The sequence below is a fragment of the Pedobacter sp. NEAU-ZC8 genome (assembly GCF_059278965.1).
On the sequence record NZ_JCAJXC010000024.1, the window covers coordinates 1 to 19,265 of the forward strand.

General features: G+C 46.9%; 12 protein-coding genes. 7 read left to right on the forward strand and 5 right to left on the reverse strand.

The features are described from left to right. Positions 1 to 54: 54 nt before the first annotated feature. The 3 genes from AC5WJX_RS16310 to AC5WJX_RS16320 all read right to left on the reverse strand — a co-directional run bounded on the left by AC5WJX_RS16310 (position 55) and on the right by AC5WJX_RS16320 (position 3,837). The gene (locus tag AC5WJX_RS16310) at positions 55 to 1,119 is read right to left on the reverse strand and encodes an IS110 family RNA-guided transposase (protein WP_494483982.1); all 1,065 of its coding nucleotides are present in this window, start codon (positions 1,117 to 1,119) and stop codon (positions 55 to 57) included. A gap of 280 nt (positions 1,120 to 1,399) precedes the next feature. Next, complete coding sequence (locus AC5WJX_RS16315) at positions 1,400 to 3,244, reverse strand: DEAD/DEAH box helicase (protein ID WP_440428036.1); 1,845 nt, start codon at positions 3,242 to 3,244, stop codon at positions 1,400 to 1,402. Between the two features lie 137 nt (positions 3,245 to 3,381). After that, complete coding sequence (locus AC5WJX_RS16320; RefSeq protein ID WP_440428034.1) at positions 3,382 to 3,837, reverse strand: DUF4293 domain-containing protein; 456 nt, start codon at positions 3,835 to 3,837, stop codon at positions 3,382 to 3,384. A gap of 182 nt (positions 3,838 to 4,019) precedes the next feature. Between AC5WJX_RS16320 and truA the strand changes: the two genes are divergently transcribed. The 6 genes from truA (at position 4,020) to AC5WJX_RS16350 (ending at position 13,906) form a co-directional block, all read left to right on the forward strand. After that, on the forward strand, positions 4,020 to 4,772 hold the full coding sequence (gene truA, locus AC5WJX_RS16325; protein ID WP_494485365.1) for a tRNA pseudouridine(38-40) synthase TruA: 753 nt from the start codon (positions 4,020 to 4,022) through the stop codon (positions 4,770 to 4,772). A gap of 1 nt (position 4,773) precedes the next feature. After that, positions 4,774 to 6,543 (forward strand): ABC transporter ATP-binding protein, encoded by a 1,770-nt coding sequence (locus AC5WJX_RS16330; protein ID WP_494485366.1) that lies wholly within the window; start codon positions 4,774 to 4,776, stop codon positions 6,541 to 6,543. A 126-nt stretch (positions 6,544 to 6,669) separates the two neighbouring features. Next, positions 6,670 to 7,944 (forward strand): dicarboxylate/amino acid:cation symporter, encoded by a 1,275-nt coding sequence (locus tag AC5WJX_RS16335; protein WP_494485367.1) that lies wholly within the window; start codon positions 6,670 to 6,672, stop codon positions 7,942 to 7,944. A 10-nt stretch (positions 7,945 to 7,954) separates the two neighbouring features. After that, positions 7,955 to 9,895 (forward strand): alpha-L-fucosidase, encoded by a 1,941-nt coding sequence (locus AC5WJX_RS16340; RefSeq protein WP_494485368.1) that lies wholly within the window; start codon positions 7,955 to 7,957, stop codon positions 9,893 to 9,895. 48 nt (positions 9,896 to 9,943) lie between these two features. Further along, positions 9,944 to 11,383 (forward strand): alpha-L-fucosidase, encoded by a 1,440-nt coding sequence (locus AC5WJX_RS16345; RefSeq protein WP_494485369.1) that lies wholly within the window; start codon positions 9,944 to 9,946, stop codon positions 11,381 to 11,383. Between the two features lie 108 nt (positions 11,384 to 11,491). Next, the gene (locus tag AC5WJX_RS16350; RefSeq protein WP_494485370.1) at positions 11,492 to 13,906 is read left to right on the forward strand and encodes a glycoside hydrolase family 3 N-terminal domain-containing protein; all 2,415 of its coding nucleotides are present in this window, start codon (positions 11,492 to 11,494) and stop codon (positions 13,904 to 13,906) included. A gap of 293 nt (positions 13,907 to 14,199) precedes the next feature. Here the strand turns inward: AC5WJX_RS16350 and AC5WJX_RS16355 are convergent, their stop codons facing one another. After that, the gene (locus AC5WJX_RS16355) at positions 14,200 to 14,922 is read right to left on the reverse strand and encodes a hypothetical protein (RefSeq protein ID WP_494485371.1); all 723 of its coding nucleotides are present in this window, start codon (positions 14,920 to 14,922) and stop codon (positions 14,200 to 14,202) included. A gap of 149 nt (positions 14,923 to 15,071) precedes the next feature. Beyond that, entirely contained in the window at positions 15,072 to 15,974 is a 903-nt protein-coding gene (locus tag AC5WJX_RS16360; RefSeq protein WP_494485372.1) for a helix-turn-helix domain-containing protein, read from the reverse strand. A 159-nt stretch (positions 15,975 to 16,133) separates the two neighbouring features. On the opposite strand from AC5WJX_RS16360, the gene AC5WJX_RS16365 reads away from it, so the two are divergent. Next, positions 16,134 to 19,253, forward strand: a complete 3,120-nt coding sequence (locus AC5WJX_RS16365; protein ID WP_494485373.1) for a SusC/RagA family TonB-linked outer membrane protein — start codon at positions 16,134 to 16,136, stop codon at positions 19,251 to 19,253. Positions 19,254 to 19,265 lie beyond the last annotated feature (12 nt).

The window sequence follows — 19,265 nt, forward strand, 5'->3', positions numbered from 1 at the left end:
AAAAGGTACTGTTATAAATTGCAAACATTTTAGACAAAAAAGTATTTTTGTATTTCAAAGAAGTTCGACTATGGAACTATCTAGCGTAGTCTCAACTTTCGGGTTGGGACTACTTAGTTTATAGCCCTCAATGAACTCCGTATCATTCTTCCATAAAGTATAGATCAATATTAATAGCTTTCTTTGAATGGCAACTTGTCCAATCATCTTTGAGGGTTTGTTTTGATTGATTCTTGTATACATTTCTTTTAGACCAGGATTGAATCTGCAAGCGACCATTGCCGGGAAGTACAATGCATTTCTGATGTACCGATTGCCTTTTTTAGAGATTCTGGTCTTGCCTTTTATGGAGGTTCCTGATTCTCTTTGCACGACATCATAGCCTGAATAACTTACCAGTTGTTTAGCATTCCTGAAATGCTCAAATCCCATAGTTTCGGCCAGGATAGTAGCTATGGTAATCAAACCTACTCCCTTTATGGTGAGCAGCTTTGTTATTCTTTCTTTCAGGTTGCTGTCTGTTTCTATAAGCCTTTTTATCTCTTTTAACGTTTTTGCAATTTCTTTGTCGATATCTTCAATCAACTTTTTATTACTCTTGAGAATGAAGCTTTGAACATCGTGCGAAGCGTCCTTACTGTGCTTGATGTTGCCAAGGCTAGTTTTTTGTTCTTGTAGCTGAACATAATATCTGGTTAGATTCCTCAGCTGTAATAAGGCGGCAGGAGGTGGAGTCCAAAGCTTATGAGTCCGCTCTACTCCAAGCTGACTTAAGATCCTTGCATCAACAGCATCTGTCTTGGTCTTGATGTTTAAGCTCGAAAAGTAGTGTTTAGAGGTGTTAGGAAGCACCACATGAACCCTTTTCTTTACTTTATGTAAATGGTGTGCCAAATTTTCGTAATAAACACCCGTGGCTTCCATTAGAAACACAAGCTCTGGTCCGATGGCGATAGCGCCCTTGGCCCAGCGAAGCATTTGGTTAAAACCTTTAGTATCATTGCCAAAGGTTACTACTTTTGAGAACGCTAATTCGCCATTCTCTGCACGCTGACACAGACATACTGTAAATGTAGCTTGTGAGATATCTATCCCAACTGATTGTTTTGTAATAGCCATAATCAAGAATTTAGATCGTATCGACTTAATTCCCCTTCGTCTATCCTTTTGTTTTATCCAGGCTCCTAGTTATGGCCTTAAGTACTGTTCAGACTCCTGAGAATAAAATCGTGTCGTTCAACCTTTTTTACGGTATAACATATAGCCTACCTAGCCCGATCTGAACTGACACGAACAGCCAACACATTTTGCATAACAACAATATATTGACCTTTTTAAAATTCTCAGTAAAAATAAAAGGCGGATCATTGATCCGCCTTTTTTTATTTATATGTTTTGATTAAGATCTACGTCTTCTATCGCCACCGCCATCACGTCTTCCGCTTCCAGCTTTGTCATCACGGCTACGGCCAGAGAAATCTCTGAAACCACCACCGCTGTTACCGCCTTCACGTCTGCCGCCACCGCCATAGCTTCTGCGTTCACCGCCATCACGACGACCACCGCCACCGTAACCACCGCTTCTGCGTTCGCCTCTGTCGCTGCTCACCGGAGCGTCACCAGATTTTTCAATCCTTACGCCACGGTTGTTGAATTCAATACCTTTAAAGTTATTGAATAGGGAGTCAACAGCTTCGTTTTCAACTTCGAAGAAAGAGTAAACACCTTTAAGGTCAATTTTACCAACGTTCTTACCGCTGATCTTACCGTTATTACAAACGAAAGATAACAAGTCGCCACGGGTGAAATCATCTACTGAACCAAGGTTAATGAACAGACGGGTATAACCTTCACTGCTTCTTGAACCACGTTCGCCACGCTCGCCTCTTTCGCCACGTACACCACGCTCATCTGCTGCTGCATTAAGATCAGGTGCATTTTTGTAGTATTCCAGGAAGCGGTTAAACTCCAGGGAAGCAAAACGTTTGATCACATCTTCTTTGCTCAACTCAGCAAACTCATCCATAATTCTAGGGATGTACTGGTCGATCTGGCTTTCATTAACTTCTACGTTCTGTACTTTGTGGATCAGGGAGAATAGTTGTTTCTCACATACGTCAAAGCCTGTAGGAAGTTCAGCTTTGGTAAATTGTTTACCAATGATTCTTTCGATCTGACGAATTTTACCAATCTCTTTAGAGTTGATGATACAGATAGAGATACCGGTTTTACCAGCTCTACCGGTACGACCGCTACGGTGAGTGTAGCTTTCGATCTCATCAGGTAAAGAGTAGTTGATTACGTGCGTAACATTGTTTACGTCGATACCACGTGCTGCAACATCAGTAGCAATTAACAACTGCATGTTACGGTCGCGGAAACGTTGCATTACCTTATCACGTTGTTGTTGAGAAAGGTCACCGTGTAAAGCATCTGCATTGTAACCATCTTTAATCAGGTGCTCTGCAACATCCTGGGTATCCAGTTTAGTTTTACAAAAAACAACTGCAAAGATTTCAGGGTTAAAATCTACGATACGTTTAAGGGCAGCATATTTATCTCTTGCACGTACTTGGTAGTACTCGTGCTCGATATTAACGTTACCAGTGTTTTTGGTACCCATGGTTAATTCCGTAGGGTTGTCCATGTAGTTTCTCGCTATTCTTCTAACCTCAGGAGGCATAGTAGCAGAAAACAACCATGTTTTTTTATCGTCAGGTGTTGTAGACAAAATTTCGTTAATGTCTTCCTGGAAGCCCATGTTTAACATTTCATCGGCTTCGTCTAATACAACATACTTCACGCTGGAGAAGTCTATTGCTTTACGGCCGATGATGTCTAACATACGGCCCGGTGTAGCCACAACAATTTGTACACCGTTTCTAATCTCACGCAATTGCTGCATAATGTTCGCGCCACCGTAAACGGCAACCACGCTAGCACCAGAGATGTTTTTTGAGTAATTCTTGATGTCGCTCGCAATCTGCAAACAAAGCTCTCTTGTAGGGCATAAAATTAATGCCTGAGGCTTGTTGAGCTTAAAGTCGATAAGCTCAATCAGCGGCAATCCAAATGCGGCTGTCTTTCCTGTTCCTGTTTGGGCCAAACCAACAAAGTCGTTACTGCCCTCTAACAATACAGGAATAGCTTGCTCCTGAATAGGTGTTGGATTTTCGAAACCTAAATCCGTTACAGCATTAACAACGTCATCACTTATCCCCAATAATTTGAATGGGTTATTCATTTTAACTTTTTTAATTAAGCCGCAAAGGTAAGGTTTTTAATCCGTATTTCATTGATAGCGAAGTAAATAAAAACAGCCGATCAAGGATCGGCTGTGGGGTTATATGGGTTTAAAAATCAGCTGTTTAGGTGTATTTGTTAGCGGAGCCTGTCGGCTGATTTGATCAGCTTCTCGTCATTATTGACGCCTCGAACGCCTAAACCGATGAATATGATCGAAATTAAAGGAAGGAAAGCACCGAGTTCGTAGCTTACACCTTCCAGTCCGCCGGGCATCTTAGCTACATAGATATAGGTCAAAACTGACAAAATTAAGATAAAGATCAGGCTGATCAGCGCAAAGTTCTTTTGCTTCTTACGGTCACGGAAGCTAAATATCGTGAACAATAAAAGCACTGCACTCAGGATGGTTAGGATGGCCACCGGGATAAATAGATCAATCACCGTTTTACCATTCGTCTGCTGATAGAGTCCGATGGCATTAATCCAGTATTCCGAATCATTAACCACTTTGCTCACAATAGGGGTCATCAACAGTAGGGATATGCTCAAGGCAGCCAGGAAAAACCATATGGTTTGTATTCTTTGTATCATCAGGTTCTGTTTTTTGATCAAAAATACATTTTTATATGAAAAGCGGATAAAAGGAGATGACGTTTGTGTAGTGCTGCGTGCTGACGAAGAAAATGGAAGTGCTTAGGAGAATTTACATAAGGTAAATAATCGCACTTCAAAAAACACGATGTTTAAACCCTTAAACAACTACTTTTGCAGGAGTGACTTCAAATCGTTTTTTCATAGAACTGGCTTACAATGGTACGGCGTATCATGGCTGGCAGATTCAGCCGAATGCATTAAGTGTGCAGGAATGTCTGGATAAGGCGCTTACAACCTTCTTCCGGCAGTCTGTTAGCTCGCTTGGATGTGGGCGTACCGACACGGGTGTTCATGCCACGCAGTTTTTTGCGCATGTGGACCTGCAGGATGTAGATGCCGAAAAGCTGAATCAGTATGTCGGAAGCATCAATGCCCTGCTGCCATACGACATTGCCATCAAGCGGATCTTTCCCGTGGCGCCTGATGCACATGCCCGCTTTCATGCTACATCACGTGCCTATAAATACTACCTGCACTTCCATAAGGATCCTTTTAAACTGAACCGTTCCTGGTTGTTCAAAGGCGACCTCGACGTGGAAGCGATGAATAAGGCTGCGGAAATCATTCAACAATATACCGACTTCTCGTGTTTTAGTAAGTCGAACACCCAAACTTTCACCAACAACTGCAAGATCAGCATGGCAAGGTTTGAATGGGCGGAGGATGGCCTGGTTTTCCGTATTGAAGCAGATCGCTTCCTGCGGAATATGGTTCGGGCAATTGTTGGCACGCTGATCCGCGTTGGTAAGAAAGAAATTCCAGTGGAGGCCATTGCAGATATTATAAATAGTAAAAACCGGAGTAATGCGGGACAATCGGTGCCGGCCTGTGGCCTGTACCTGGTTCGTGTGACTTACCCATTTGTAAAGTAAAATGTCAAAAATCACAGGTGACGTAATTAACATAAACTTGTTAAAAAGGGTTTTTCAATATGTAAAACCTTACAAGAACATTTTCATCTATTCCGTTATCCTGACAATTCTATTGGCACTGGTGGCGCCGGTAAGGCCCTTCCTGATTAAATATACACTGGACGAGCATATCCTTAAAGGTGATTATCAAGGCCTGCTGAACATGACCATACTGATGATCGTGTTATTGGTGCTGCAAAGTGTAATTCAGTACAGCCACACGTTACTGACAAATACGCTGGGACAGTCGGCCATTAAAGATCTCCGCGCCGCTGTCTTTAACCACATCACTAAACTGCGGCTGAAGTTCTTTGATCGTACGCCAATCGGGCAGCTGATCACCCGTACGGTTTCCGATCTGGAGACCATTGCTGATATATTTTCTGAAGGGCTGATCGTGATCATCGGCGACGTGCTGATGGTGATCGTGATCATTGCTGTGATGTTATACCGGGATGTAGCGCTGACCATCATTGTGCTACTGCCATTGCCTTTGCTGATCGTAGCTACATCCATTTTTCAAAAAGCCATTAAATCGGCATTCCAGGAGATCCGTACCGAGGTGTCCAACCTGAATACCTACCTGCAGGAGCACATCACCGGCATTTCCATCATCCAGTATTTCGCCCGTGAGGAACAAGAATACCGGAAGTTTAAGAAGATTAACTCCCGTTATCGCGATGCGAACATCCGTTCCAACTGGTATTATTCCATCTTTTTTCCAGTGGTGGAGATTATATCCGCGATGTCGATGGGATTGTTGGTTTGGTATGGCGCCAAGAGTATCCTGGAGAAACCCATGGATGTAACGCCGGGTACCATCACCGAGTTCCTGTTGTATATCAGCATGCTGTTCCGGCCGATACGAGAGCTTGCCGATAAGTTTAATACCCTGCAGATGGGGATGGTGGGTGCCGAGCGCGTGTTCAAAGTGCTGGATACCGATGAGCTGACCAGCAACACAGGCACCTATAAACCGGTGACGATGGAGGGGCAGATCGCGTTTAAAAACGTATGGTTTGCCTACAACGATGAGCAGTATGTGTTGAAAGACCTGAGCTTTGAGGTGAAGGCAGGGCAAACCGTGGCGCTGGTTGGTGCCACAGGAGCCGGTAAATCGTCCACCATAAACATCCTGAACCGCTTCTACGAGATTCAGAAAGGAGAGGTGCTGGTTGATGGCGTGAATATTCACAAGTATGATCTGGACTACCTGAGGAGCAACATCGCAACGGTACTTCAGGATGTCTTTCTGTTTTCAGATACCATATTCAATAACATCACACTGAACAATCCGGAAATCACCATGGAAGAAGTGGTGGATGCAGCGAAGAAAGTGGGTGCGCACGATTTTATCCAGCGACTGCCGGGCGGATACCAGTACAATGTGATGGAGCGTGGCTCTACCTTGTCCGCAGGACAAGCGCAGCTCATCTCTTTCATTCGTGCCTTGGTGTACAATCCATCTATCCTCGTGCTGGATGAGGCCACCTCTTCTGTAGATACCGAAACGGAGCTGCTGATCCAGCATGCCATTGATAATTTGATGAGTGGTCGTACCGCAATCGTTATCGCGCACAGGCTGTCTACCATTCAAAAAGCAGACCTGATCATTGTGCTCGATAAGGGCGAGATCAAGGAAAAAGGCACACACCAGGAGCTGCTTAAGTTCGAAGGTTATTACAAGCGATTGTACGACCTGCAGTTTTACTCGGGCGGCATCGCAACTTAGCTCCGGCTGCTTCAACGTTCAATTAGCTGTCAGCAGCCTGCCTTTCTTATAAAAACATTCGCTTACGTAACGAATCAGGTACTTAGGCCTTGCGGCTAAATGCGCCAAAATTCGTAATATCGGCAAATGAAGAAAATTGCTGCGAATCTAACTTTCCAGGTCCTTTTTGCAATTACCCTCGGTATTCTGGTGGGTACATTTGTTCCTGGCTTCGCAGCGCAGGCTAAGCTGATCAGTCAGGGCTTCATTAACCTGATCACCATGCTGATCGCACCAATCGTGTTCCTGACCATTGTTTTAGGTATTGCCCATATGGGCGATATGAAAAAGGTTGGCCGTGTGGGTGGAAAAGCACTGCTTTACTTTGAGATCGTTTCCACACTGGCCATCGCCATCGGACTGGTTGTGGCCAATGTACTGAAACCTGGTGTAGGTGTCCCGGCTGCGGATGGTGACGTCTCCAAGATCAAATCCTACACAGAACAGGGTGAAAGTATCGACTGGACGGAGTTCTTCTTCCACATCATTCCCAAAAACATCTTCGAATCATTTACCAAAGGTGATATTCTGCAGATACTTTTCTTTGCCATCCTTTTCGGCTATGGGCTGAACAAGATGGGCGCTGAAGGTGCTTCTGTGTTGAGGGGCCTGGACAAAGTCTCTAAAGTATTCTTCAACATCATGAAGATCGTGATGCGCCTCGCACCGATTGGTGCTTTCGGGGGCATGGCCTATAGTGTGGGTACTTACGGTCTGCATACGCTTTTGCCTATGGCCAAGCTGATGGGCTCCGTGTACCTGACCTGCTTCCTTTTCATCTTTGTGGTCCTAAATGGCATCTGCCGTTATTATAAATTCTCCTTATGGAGCTACCTGAAGTTCATCCGTCAGGAAATCCTGATCGTACTTGGAACCTCGTCTTCAGAATCTGTGCTGCCAAGTATGATGCAGAAAATGGAAGCCATTGGCTGTAAGAAGTCGGTCGTAGGACTGGTTATCCCGACAGGTTACTCCTTTAATCTAGATGGAACAGCGATTTACCTGTCCATGGCCGTGATCTTCCTGGCACAGGTTTTCCATGTACCCTTAGATCTTGGTCAGCAGTTAACCATTCTGGCGGTGCTGATGGTAACCTCTAAAGGTGCTGCCGGCGTAACGGGCAGCGGCTTTATTGTACTGGCCTCTACATTAACGGCACTGAAGATTATGCCGGTAGAACATATCGCTATTCTGCTTGGCGTAGATCGCTTTATGTCTGAAGCGCGGGCCATTACCAACATGATCGGTAATGGCATCGCCACAATTGTGATTGCCAAAAGTGAAAAAGAATTTGATGAAGATAAATATCAGCTTGCCATACAACCCGTCAGGATTGAGCAGGCTGAAGAAGATATCAGTTAAAAACCTAAGCATGAAAAGAACCACATCTTCAAAATCCCTCTGCGTATCCTCGCTGCTATGCATGTCCAGTCTATTTGGCTTCAGCCAGTCGCCACCCAAACCCTACGGTGCTTTACCGACACCTGCACAGTTGGAATGGCACGAAATGGAGATGTATGCACTGATTCACTTCGGTGTAGACACCTATACAGACAAGGAATGGGGTTTTGGGGATGAAGATCCCAAGATTCTTAATCCGGTGAAGTTTGATGCAAAACAGATTGTGGCGACAGCCAAATCCGCAGGCTTCAAAGGTGTGGTTGTGGTTGCCAAGCACCATGACGGTCTATGCATCTGGCCAACGAAAACCACTGAACACAACATCAGCAATACCCCCTGGAAGGATGGTAAAGGTGATATGCTGCAGGAATATCGCGAAGCCTGTGATGCCTTGGGCATGAAGCTGGGGGTTTACGTTTCCCCATGGGACCGCAACAGTCCACATTACGGCACGCCGAAATACCTGGAGCTATATCGTGAGCAGCTCCGTGAGGTGTACAGCAACTACGGAAAGCTGTTCATCTCTTGGCATGACGGCGCCAATGGTGGCGATGGCTATTATGGCGGTGCAAATGAAACCCGCAAGATCGACCGGACCACCTATTATGACTGGCTGAATACCTGGGCCATTACCAGGAAGATGCAGCCCGCTGCAGTAATCTTCGGAGACGTAGGGCCGGATGTACGTTGGGTGGGTAACGAGGAAGGTCATGCGGGAGAAACCAGCTGGGCAACCTATACGCCCCTGGCACCAGATGCAGGCAAAACTCCAGCAAATGGGTATGTGCAGCACCTCAGAGGTATTGAAGGCACAAGAAATGGTAAATATTGGATGCCTGCAGAGGCGGATGTCTCCCTCCGTCCGGGATGGTTTTACCACGCCAACCAGAACCATCAGGTGAAATCGCCTGCTGTCTTAATGGACCTGTACTACAAGAGCGTTGGCCGTGGTGCAAACCTGGATCTTGGTTTATCTCCAAACCGCGATGGGCTACTGGATGATACCGATGTGAACGCCTTAAAAGGCTTTGGCGACTTAGTGCGTGAAACCTTTAAAACCAACCTGGCAAAAGGTGCAACGCTTAAAGCATCGAACATCCGGGCAAAAGGTGCCGCCAGGTTCGGCCCTGCAAATCTGCTGGATGAGGATCGCTATTCTTACTGGAGCACCGATGATGCGGTACATACGCCAACATTAACCATGGTGCTGCCGGAAGAGCGGACCTTTAACGTGATCCGCCTGAGAGAAAATATAAAACTCGGACAGCGCATTGAAGCTGTGGAAGTCGAAGCCATGCGGAATAATAAATGGGAGAAGATTGGTGCAGCAACAAGCATTGGGGCGAACCGTTTGATCCGTTTAGCGGAACCTGTGAAAGCAAAACAACTGCGGTTAACCATCAGCAAATCTCCAGTGAGCATTGCCCTGAGCGACTTCGGTCTGTATATGGAGCCAAAGTCTAAGGAGGTGGCTTCAGCGCCCGTTACAAACGCTGCTGAGGTAAGTAAAAGCGGTTGGAAAATAATTGCTCCTGCTGCAGGTGATCAGGCTCAAAACGCCATAGACGGTAATCCTGCTACCCTCTGGACTGCGGAAAGTACTGCTGAATTTAAGCCTGCCAGTATTGATATTGACCTTGGTTTCCCTGTCGGGATTTCTGCATTCACCTATTTGCCGAGACAGGACAAAAAGGTAGATGGCGTTGCAGATCAGTATAGCTTCTATGTAAGTGAAGATGGTGAAACTTACAGGGAGGTTGTTTCAGGCGAGTTCTCCAACATTCGGGCAAATCCGATAGAACAGGTGATCAGTTTGAAGGAAAAGGTACAAGCGCGTTACATCCGCTTTGTCGGGAAACGTAGTCTGGATGGTAAAGGCATTACAGTTGCCGAGCTCGGGATTCGGAAATAGATTCATCAGCCTTAAAATAAATCATACATCAACAACCAAAACAGCTCCATGCGGATTAGAACCTACCTACTCTTACTCTTAGCACTCTCAGCATATGGCAAGGCGCAGGCACAGAACGGTGTGCATCAGCAAAGCAGCACTTACGAATGGCCAAAAGAACCTGAAGTCCGCCAGAAGCTGGATCAATGGCAGGACCAGAAGTTCGGCATGCTGATCCACTGGGGGCTGTACGCTGTTCCGGGTATCATCGAGTCCTGGGAGCTTTGCTCAGAACCCTGGATCGAGCGCGACAGCACCATCGCTTATGAAGATTACAAGAAGTGGTACTGGGGATTAAGTAAGGAATTTAATCCGCTGAAGTTTGATCCGGAGCAATGGGCGAAGGCCGGTAAAGACGCGGGTATGAAGTACATGGTGTTTACGACCAAACATCATGATGGCTTTGCCATGTTCGACACCAAACAATCTGATTTCAGCATTGCCAAAGGGCCTTTTGCAAGAAACCCGCGGAAGGATGTCGCCAAACACATTTTTGATGCTTTCCGCAAGCGCGACTTCATGATTGGTGCTTATTTCTCCAAGCCGGACTGGCACTCTCAATACTTCTGGTGGTCAAAATACGCGACCCCGGACCGCAATACCAATTACGATATCCGTAAACACCCATGGCGCTGGAATCAGTTCAAAACCTTTACGCACAACCAGCTTTCGGAGCTGATGAGCAACTATGGCTCCATTGACATTCTATGGCTTGATGGCGGCTGGGTGCGCCCGCTGGAAACCGTAAATGACGAGGTGCGCAGCTGGGGTGCTGCCATCCCCGAATGGGACCAGCAGATCGACATGCCGAAGATCGCAACGATGGCCAGGGCCAAGCAGCCCGGTTTACTGATGGTTGACCGCACCGTGCATGGTCCTTATGAAAACTACCAAACGCCAGAGCAAAAGATCCCGGAGAAGCAGCTGGACCATCCCTGGGAGAGCTGTCTAACCTTGGGCAATGCCTGGGGCTTTGTGAAAAACGACCAGTATAAACCTGCATCAGCAGTGATCAAAGCGATGGCAGAAGTGGTGGCGAAAGGTGGAAGTTTGCTCCTTGGTGTAGGACCGCAGCCGGACGGATTATTGCCGGCGGTTGCAGTTTCAAGACTGGAGGAAATTGGTCGCTGGTTAAAGGTTAATGGCAAGGCCATTTATGGCACACGCATCACCAAGGATTATGTGGATGGAAATACCTGGTTCAGCCAGAGCAAGGATGGGCAAATGAAATATGCGATCCATTGCCTGGATGCTTCTGGTAAGCCTGGGAAAATGATCAGCTGGAAAGGCAACCCGCCTGCGAAAGGCAGTGTTGTAACACTACTGAATACCGGTAAGCCTGTTAAATGGACGCTAAAAGATAAGGTGGTAAGGGTTCAATTACCCGAGTCATTGAAAAATAACCCTGATCTTTTTGGCGCCCTTGCATTTTCCTACCAGGCAAAGTAGTCAATCCTGCAAGTTGTGGTGCCGCTTGTTGGCATCTTTATGCTCTAAGCGCGCTTCCATCTCCAATAAATTGAATTAGCAATAAGTACTTCGAATAAAACCTATCTTATGAACACCCGAACCCGCCTTGCTCCCCTGATCCTATTCACTGTCCTTAGTCTCTTGCCATGCTGGTCTGCTGCGCAGCAAAAGCCTTTGTATAAAGAAGCGAAAGCGCCTGTTGATGCGCGGGTAGAGGACCTGATTGGCAGGATGACCATAGAGGAAAAACTAGGGCAGCTGGTGACGCATCTGGGTTGGGAGATGTACGATAAGTCCGGCGACAAGATCAGCGTTTCGGAGAAGTTCAAAAAGGCTTTAACCGAACACAGGGTTGGTAATCTTTGGGCAACCTTGCGGGCAGATCCATGGACGCAGAAAACCCTTGCCACGGGACTGAATCCTTATACCGCGGCACAGGCGACAAACATGTTGCAGAAATATAACCTGGAGCATTCCCGTTTAGGCATCCCCATTTTTATCGCGGAAGAATGTCCACATGGGCACATGGCCATTGGTACGACGGTGTTCCCGACGGCCATTGGGCAGGGCAGCACCTGGAATCCAATCCTGATTGGCAAGATGGCAGAGACGATCTCCCGGGAAGCCAGGCTACAGGGTGGGCACATTGGCTACGGGCCCGTGCTGGATTTGGCCAGAGAACCAAGGTGGTCGCGGGTGGAAGAAACCTATGGCGAAGATCCTTTTCTGAACAGCATGATGGGTGCTGCTATGGTGAAGGGCTTTCAGGGCAGTAACCTAGGCAGTGGGGTAAACATCATTTCTACACTGAAGCATTTCACCGCCTACGGGGTACCGGAAGGTGGGCACAATGGTGGCCCGGTAAGTGTGGGCCTGCGGGAATTGTACCAGAGCTATCTGCCGCCCTTTAAGGCTGCAGTGGAAGCCGGTGCTTTATCCATCATGACTGCCTACAATGCCATTGACGGGGTACCCTGTACCGCAAATCCATTCCTGTTGAAAGATATCCTGCGGGAGCAGTGGGGTTTCAAAGGCTTCGTCGTATCCGATCTGGGTAGCGTAAACGGACTAGCAGGCAACCATGGCATTGCTGGCTCTTTAGCGGAAGCTGCAACACTCGCACTTAACGCGGGTGTGGATAATGACCTTGGCGGCACGGCATATGCAAAGCTTGGGGAATCCATAGAAAGCAATGCCGTAGAAATGGCCCGGCTTGACGAAGCGGTTAAACGGGTGCTGAAGTTGAAGTTTCAAATGGGGCTATTTGAAAACCCCTATGTAGATCCAGGTCAGGCGAAAAAGCAAGTGCGTAACCAGGCTGCTATTGCAGTCGCACGACAAGTTGCACAGGAATCGATGATCCTGCTGAAAAATGAAAAGCAGACCCTGCCACTCAGCAAGCAGATCAAATCTATCGCCGTAATAGGTCCGAATGCTAATAATATTTACAACCAGCTTGGCGATTATACCGCGCCGCAAGCGGAGGATAATATTGTCACTCCACTGGAGGGTATCAAAGCGAAATTGCCGGCACATGTGAAAGTTAATTATGTAAAAGGCTGCGATATCCGTGACACCAGCGATGTGGATATTGCCGCTGCGGTGAAGGCTGCTGAGGCATCCGATATAGCGGTGCTGGTATTGGGTGGCTCCAGTGCACGTGACTTCAAGACGGAATACATCAGCACCGGCGCTGCCACCGTGAGTTCGGCTAAATCTGAACAGCTGAGTGACATGGAAAGTGGTGAAGGCTTTGACCGCCAATCACTCGATCTGCTGGGCAAACAGCTGGAGCTGCTCAAGGCCGTGACGGCAACAGGAAAGCCAGTGGTCCTGGTGTTCATCGGGGGGCGCCCTTTAAACATGAACTGGCCTGCCGAAAACCTGAATGCGATCATCTATGCCTGGTACCCAGGCCAGGAAGGTGGGCATGCCATTGCCGATGTGCTTTTTGGTGACTACAACCCTGCCGGCCGATTGCCGATATCCATACCACGACACGTGGGGCAGCTGCCTGTGTATTATAACGACAGGAATCAACAGAAACATGCCTATGTAGAAGGTCCTGCAGATGCGCTTTACGGCTTTGGACATGGTTTAAGTTACAGCAGCTTCGCTTACAAGAATTTGCAAATGCAATCCCTGGAGCAAGGTGTGCAAGGACAAGGTGTTAGCTCAGTGAAAACCCCATTGGTGAAAGTTAGTGTTGAAGTCAGCAATACGAGCGCAGTACCTGGTGATGAGGTTGTTCAACTCTACCTCCACGATGAAAAGGCATCCACGGTAGTGCCTCTAAAGCAGCTAAAAGCTTTCGAGCGAATAAAACTTAAAGCAGGGGAAAGTAGACGGGTTGAGTTTACGCTTACAAAGGAAGATCTGATGCTCTATGATGCTTCGATGAAACCTGTGGTGGAAAAAGGCAGTTTTAAAGTAATGGTTGGTGCAAGTTCCAGAGACATCCGCTTAGAAGGGAAGTTCCAGATGGAACAAGACTACCGTTAATAAAATCATTACCACCTCAGGCAGCATTTTGCATATACTGCCTTTCATGGAAAAGAAGTTATGTTTGAATTGCAGCCTGCCTGTTGCTGGTCGTACGGACAAGAAGTTTTGTGACGATGCCTGCAGAAGTACCTATCATGCTAAATTCAGCAGCAGCGAAGCAGATTACGTTAAACAGATCAACCTTAGGCTGAAACGCAACCGTAAGATCCTTTTAGCATTAAACCCCGAGGGGAAAGCCAAGGTAAGCCGGAAAGAATTGCTGGCTCAAGGCTTCGATTTCCAGTGTTTCACTAGCATCTATAAGACTGAGAAAAATGCCTGTTATTATTTCTGCTATGAAATGGGGTACCTGCTACTCGAACACGAGCATGTACTGCTGGTAAAAAAGAAGCAATAAAACAACAAGGAGAATATAATTCTACCATGACCAGCTTGTTTCCATCAAAAGAGAGAATCCACCATTCATCAGTTATCGGTGCAGATGCACCAAGATCCACAAATCGTAAATGGGGGCTGCTTGGATCTTCAATACTTCTGATTTTGCGTACTGATTTCGGAAATAATTTCTGCATATCCTCAAGTGTGGTCTCGCCATTTAGCGTGATTGCAGGTGTTTTAAGTTCAAGGTCAGGCTGCTTGCGAAAGTCTATACACTGGAACCTGGCGCTATCATTAACCAAGTAGAACATACTTCCTTTTAGATACACGTATTGATAAGGCTCGGGATAAACCTGACAGTCGTACTCGGGGTTATTTACAACACTGTCCGGCTTACCAAATTCCTCCAAAAACTGCTCATATTTGCTCTCCAGGGGCAAAACACCATTAATTTTCACAGTGCTATAATGAAGATATTCTGCATTGAATTTTGTTGTGTCAATAGGAGAGGCGCCAGCATGAGGATCCAAAGCTGTACCTATATACTTCTGGGGTTCATTACTCTGGCTGCAAGCGTAAAATGTCGTGAGTAAAATTGACAAATAGAAAAGCACAAGGTAGGTCCTTGATTTCATATGAGGCGTTTAATTTAGATAGTCATTTAGTTACCGAAAATAAGAATATTTCATCGATCTAAAAAATAGGCTATATCACTCGAACATCAAATGGCCAGAGCCGCATAAAGATAATTAGTCTTAACCCTCGACGCTACAAAACCCGATCGTTAATCTAACATTAGCTGACGCTTGTAACTTGAAGGATTCATCTTTAGCACCTTCTTGAAGATCTTGGAGAAATGGTGCCTGTCGGAAAAGCCGCATTCATAAGAAATTTCATCAAAGGATTTTTGTGAGTGGTGCAGCAGGTTACATGCAGCCTGTACTTTCAGCCTCAGAATATATTGCTGCATCGGCATGCCGGTGCAGTTTTTAAACAAGCGCGCGAAGGAGTTCGTCGCCATATTGGCCTGCGTTGCCAGCACTTCATTGCACAGCCTGGTATGAAAGTGCTGCTCAATGTACTTAATCGCTTTCAAGATCCGGTAATCCGTATTACCCGAAGCCCAGGCCGTTTCCGGCAGCTGCATCAGGCAGTGGGAGATCAGCATCTTCGCCCGAAGTCCTTCCTGGTAGTTGGTGATCGAATCCGCGATACAGGCCGCCTTTATGCTGTACAGCAGTGTGCGTGTGGTTTCATTCAGGTTTAACTGAATAATTCCTGTATTCGCAAGGTCCAGCGGATACCCCAGGGAAAAGTGAATGAACAGGTGATCCACCTGATGAAGCGCCTGCAGCCTGGCCGTATCATCATCAGCACGGAACTTCCTGCCTTTGATGGACTCATCCTCATTGTTCGGCCGCTGTTTCAGCCGGCTGGCAAAAGCTGTATTCGGCGGAATGATCAGTATGACGTTTTCATTCAGGGCGAAACGCTGACCCGAGTAGGTGATGGTTGAACCGGACACCGCATTGTGGTAGATGCGCCAGAAAGGTACACTCAGATCATTACATTCCCACTCGTCTAAAATCCAGTATCTGCAACAGAAAAGCTTGATATTCACGTCCTTGAAATGTTGCTGTGCATCCGACGGATCATGCTTCAACTGTTCACTTATTTTTCTAGCCATGCATCATGTTTGTTTTGTACATATTCTTGAAGGGAATACACAACCATTTCCTCGTATCCAATTGCCAATTTAGGAAAACTTAATGTTAACCAAATATAAACTGATCTACATAGCTCGAATACTCCCCAAGCTTAAAATATCACCTAGATAATAACCGACATGACTAAAAAACCTTTACCAATTCTAGCGGCTGTTTTTACCTGCTGTACTTCCATTCTTGGGTACAATCAGGTATATGCTGCTACCCATTTTCCGATCATCATCAATTCCTCTGGCCCTGGAGCCTCCGGATTGGCACCGGTGATCGATGTTCAGCAAACAGCCATCAAAGGGCGGGTACTGGATGAGAACTCCTCGCCGATTCCGGGTGTCGGCGTGATCCTGAAAGGCAGTACGGGTGGAACCACCACAGACAGCAATGGTAACTACGTCATCAATGTGCCGGATGGCGGCGGCTCCCTGGTATTCAGCTACATTGGCTATGTAAAGCAGGAAATTGCAATCAACAACCGGAACGAGATCAACGTGACGCTGAAGGCTGATGTGCAGGCGCTGTCGGAGGTGGTCGTGGTGGGTTACGGTACCCAGAAGAAAGTGAACTTAACCGGTGCAGTATCGTCTGTGAAAGGTGACGACCTGAACTGGAAACCAGTAGGGCAGGTATCTTCGGCCTTGCAAGGTGTCGCTTCAGGTGTTACCGTTACCCAGAACCAGGGCCAACCAGGTCGTGATCAGGGAACCATCCGTATTCGTGGTATCGGTACCTTGAACAACAGCAATCCGCTGGTACTCGTTGATGGGGTGCAAACCGATATGAACAACGTGGATGCAAATGACATCGCTTCTGTGTCCGTATTAAAAGATGCTGCGGCGGCATCCATCTATGGTGTTCGTGCGGCGAACGGAGTGGTCTTAATCACCACCAAAAGAGGGGCAAGCGGGCAAACAACCTTCAATTACTCCAACTATTTCGGCTGGCAGGACCCAACACGCCTGTCCAGGTATGTGGGTGCCCAGGAGTTTATGCGGCTTTCTAATCAAATGTACACCAATTCGGGTGCAGGTGCAGTGTACTCCGACGAGCAGATCAACCAGTACAATAACCCCAACCGTGACCTGAACCTCTATCCAGACAATTACTGGATGGATAAAGTGTTAACCGGGAGCGGCTTCCAACAGCAGCACAGCATCGCAGTAGCTGGTGGAACCGAGAAGAACCAATACCGGTTCTCAACCAACTACTTCGACCAGAAAGGATTGGTGAAGAATATGGACTACAAAAGATTAACCGTCCGCTTAAATGCTGACGCCAAGATTTCCAAACGTTTAGATTTCAGTGCAGACATTTCTGCGAACATCTCCGGGCAGAAAGAACCACAGGGTGTTTCCGGTTCCGCATGGTACCAATTCAGTCAGGCGGCCATTGCAAACCCACTTGCGGTAGATAAATACACCGACGGCACCTGGGCGACCTTACGCGGCGGACAAAATCCTGTTCGTTTACAGGAAGAAGGTGGTTTGTATAACAACAAAAGAAACCTCTTCATCGGAAACTTCAAGTTAAACTATCAGGTGCTGGAGGGCCTTACCTTAACAGCAACAGCTGCCGATACCTATCAGGCGAGCTACAACAGTGCACATAACAGGGCTTTTGATTACATTCAGTATGATACCAAAAACGTCATTACCGTTGGGCAGAACGACATCAATAAGCAATATGTAGGTTACTGGCTGCAGAACTATCAGGGTTTGGTCAACTATAAAAAAGATTTCGGTAAACACAGCCTGAACCTTTTGGCCGGTGCATCCAGGTTAAGTGAAAACTATGATAACCTGAACGGCTTCCGTCGCGGCATCCCTGATCCGGATCTGGCAGAACTTAATGCCGGTTCAGCCAGCACAGCCACGAATAGTGGTACATCAACCGAATACCTCCTGCTTTCTGTGTTCGGAAGATTGAACTATTCCTATGCCGATAAATACCTGCTGGAGGCGAACATCCGCCGTGATGGCTCTTCCCGCTTTCCCGATGGCTCAAACTACGGTTGGTTCCCATCTTTCTCCGCCGGCTGGAACATCGCCAAAGAGGCATTCCTGGAAAATAGCACCTTTATCCAGGAGTTGAAATTAAGGGGTTCATGGGGTAAGCTTGGCAATGACAACCCACTGGCAAGTGCTTCCTCTTCCGTACTCAACTACCCTTACCAATCCACTTTCAGCTACAACAACAGCTATCCTTTTGGCGGAGTCCTCAATACCGCTGCCAGCCAGTCGATGTATAGCAACAGCGGACTAACCTGGGAAACGACTACGATGACAGATATCGGTTTTGACTTAGCCGTACTTCAAAACAAGCTGAGATTCACTTTCGACTACTACAAAAAAACAACAGACAACATTCTATATGCGCTGCCAATTCCAAATACTGTGGGCTTCAGTCCATCTTACCAGAATGCAGGAAGCATGGAAAATAAAGGTTTTGAATTCAGCGTAAACTACAGTGGTAAGATCGGGGAGGACTTCAAGTTTGATGTTGGGGCAAACCTCTCTGACGTGAAAAACAAGATCACCGATCTGAAGGGTACCGATTATATGTCGACTGACAACAATAACAACACCATCGGATTTTTTACTGGAATTCCTTTTGGTGCCTACTACGGCTATCAGGCAGATGGAATATTCCAATCGCAGGCCGAAGTGGATGCTCATGCCACGCAGACAGCAAATACAGCTGCAGGAGATCTGATCTACCGTGACCAGAATGGTGATGGGGTGATCAACGCCGCCGACCGCGTGTACCTGGGTAGCAATATTCCACGCTTCACCTATGGTTTTAACCTGAACCTGCAGTATAAAGGTTTTGACTTCTCTACCTTGCTTCAAGGGGTGGCCAAGGTGGACATCAGCACCTTGGTGATGGAAAGAGCACCGGTAAGTACGGACGGTAATTTCAAGCCGATCCACCAGGACAGCTGGACACCACAAAACACTGGTGCAGCATTCCCAAGATTGGTGACATCCACCCAGAACTACCAGGCATCCTCTTTCTGGATCAACAGCGGATCTTACCTGCGCGTGAAAAGCATGCAGCTGGGTTATACCTTGAATTCAGCTGTTGCATCACGCTTCGGCATTTCGAAGCTTCGGATCTTTGCCTCCGGACAGAACCTCTTTACCTTCAGTAAACTGGCGGATGATATCGACCCGGAATCACCAAATGAAAACCGCTACTACCCACAAGTTAAAACCTTCACTTTTGGTTTAAACGCAAACTTTTAATCAGACACAAAC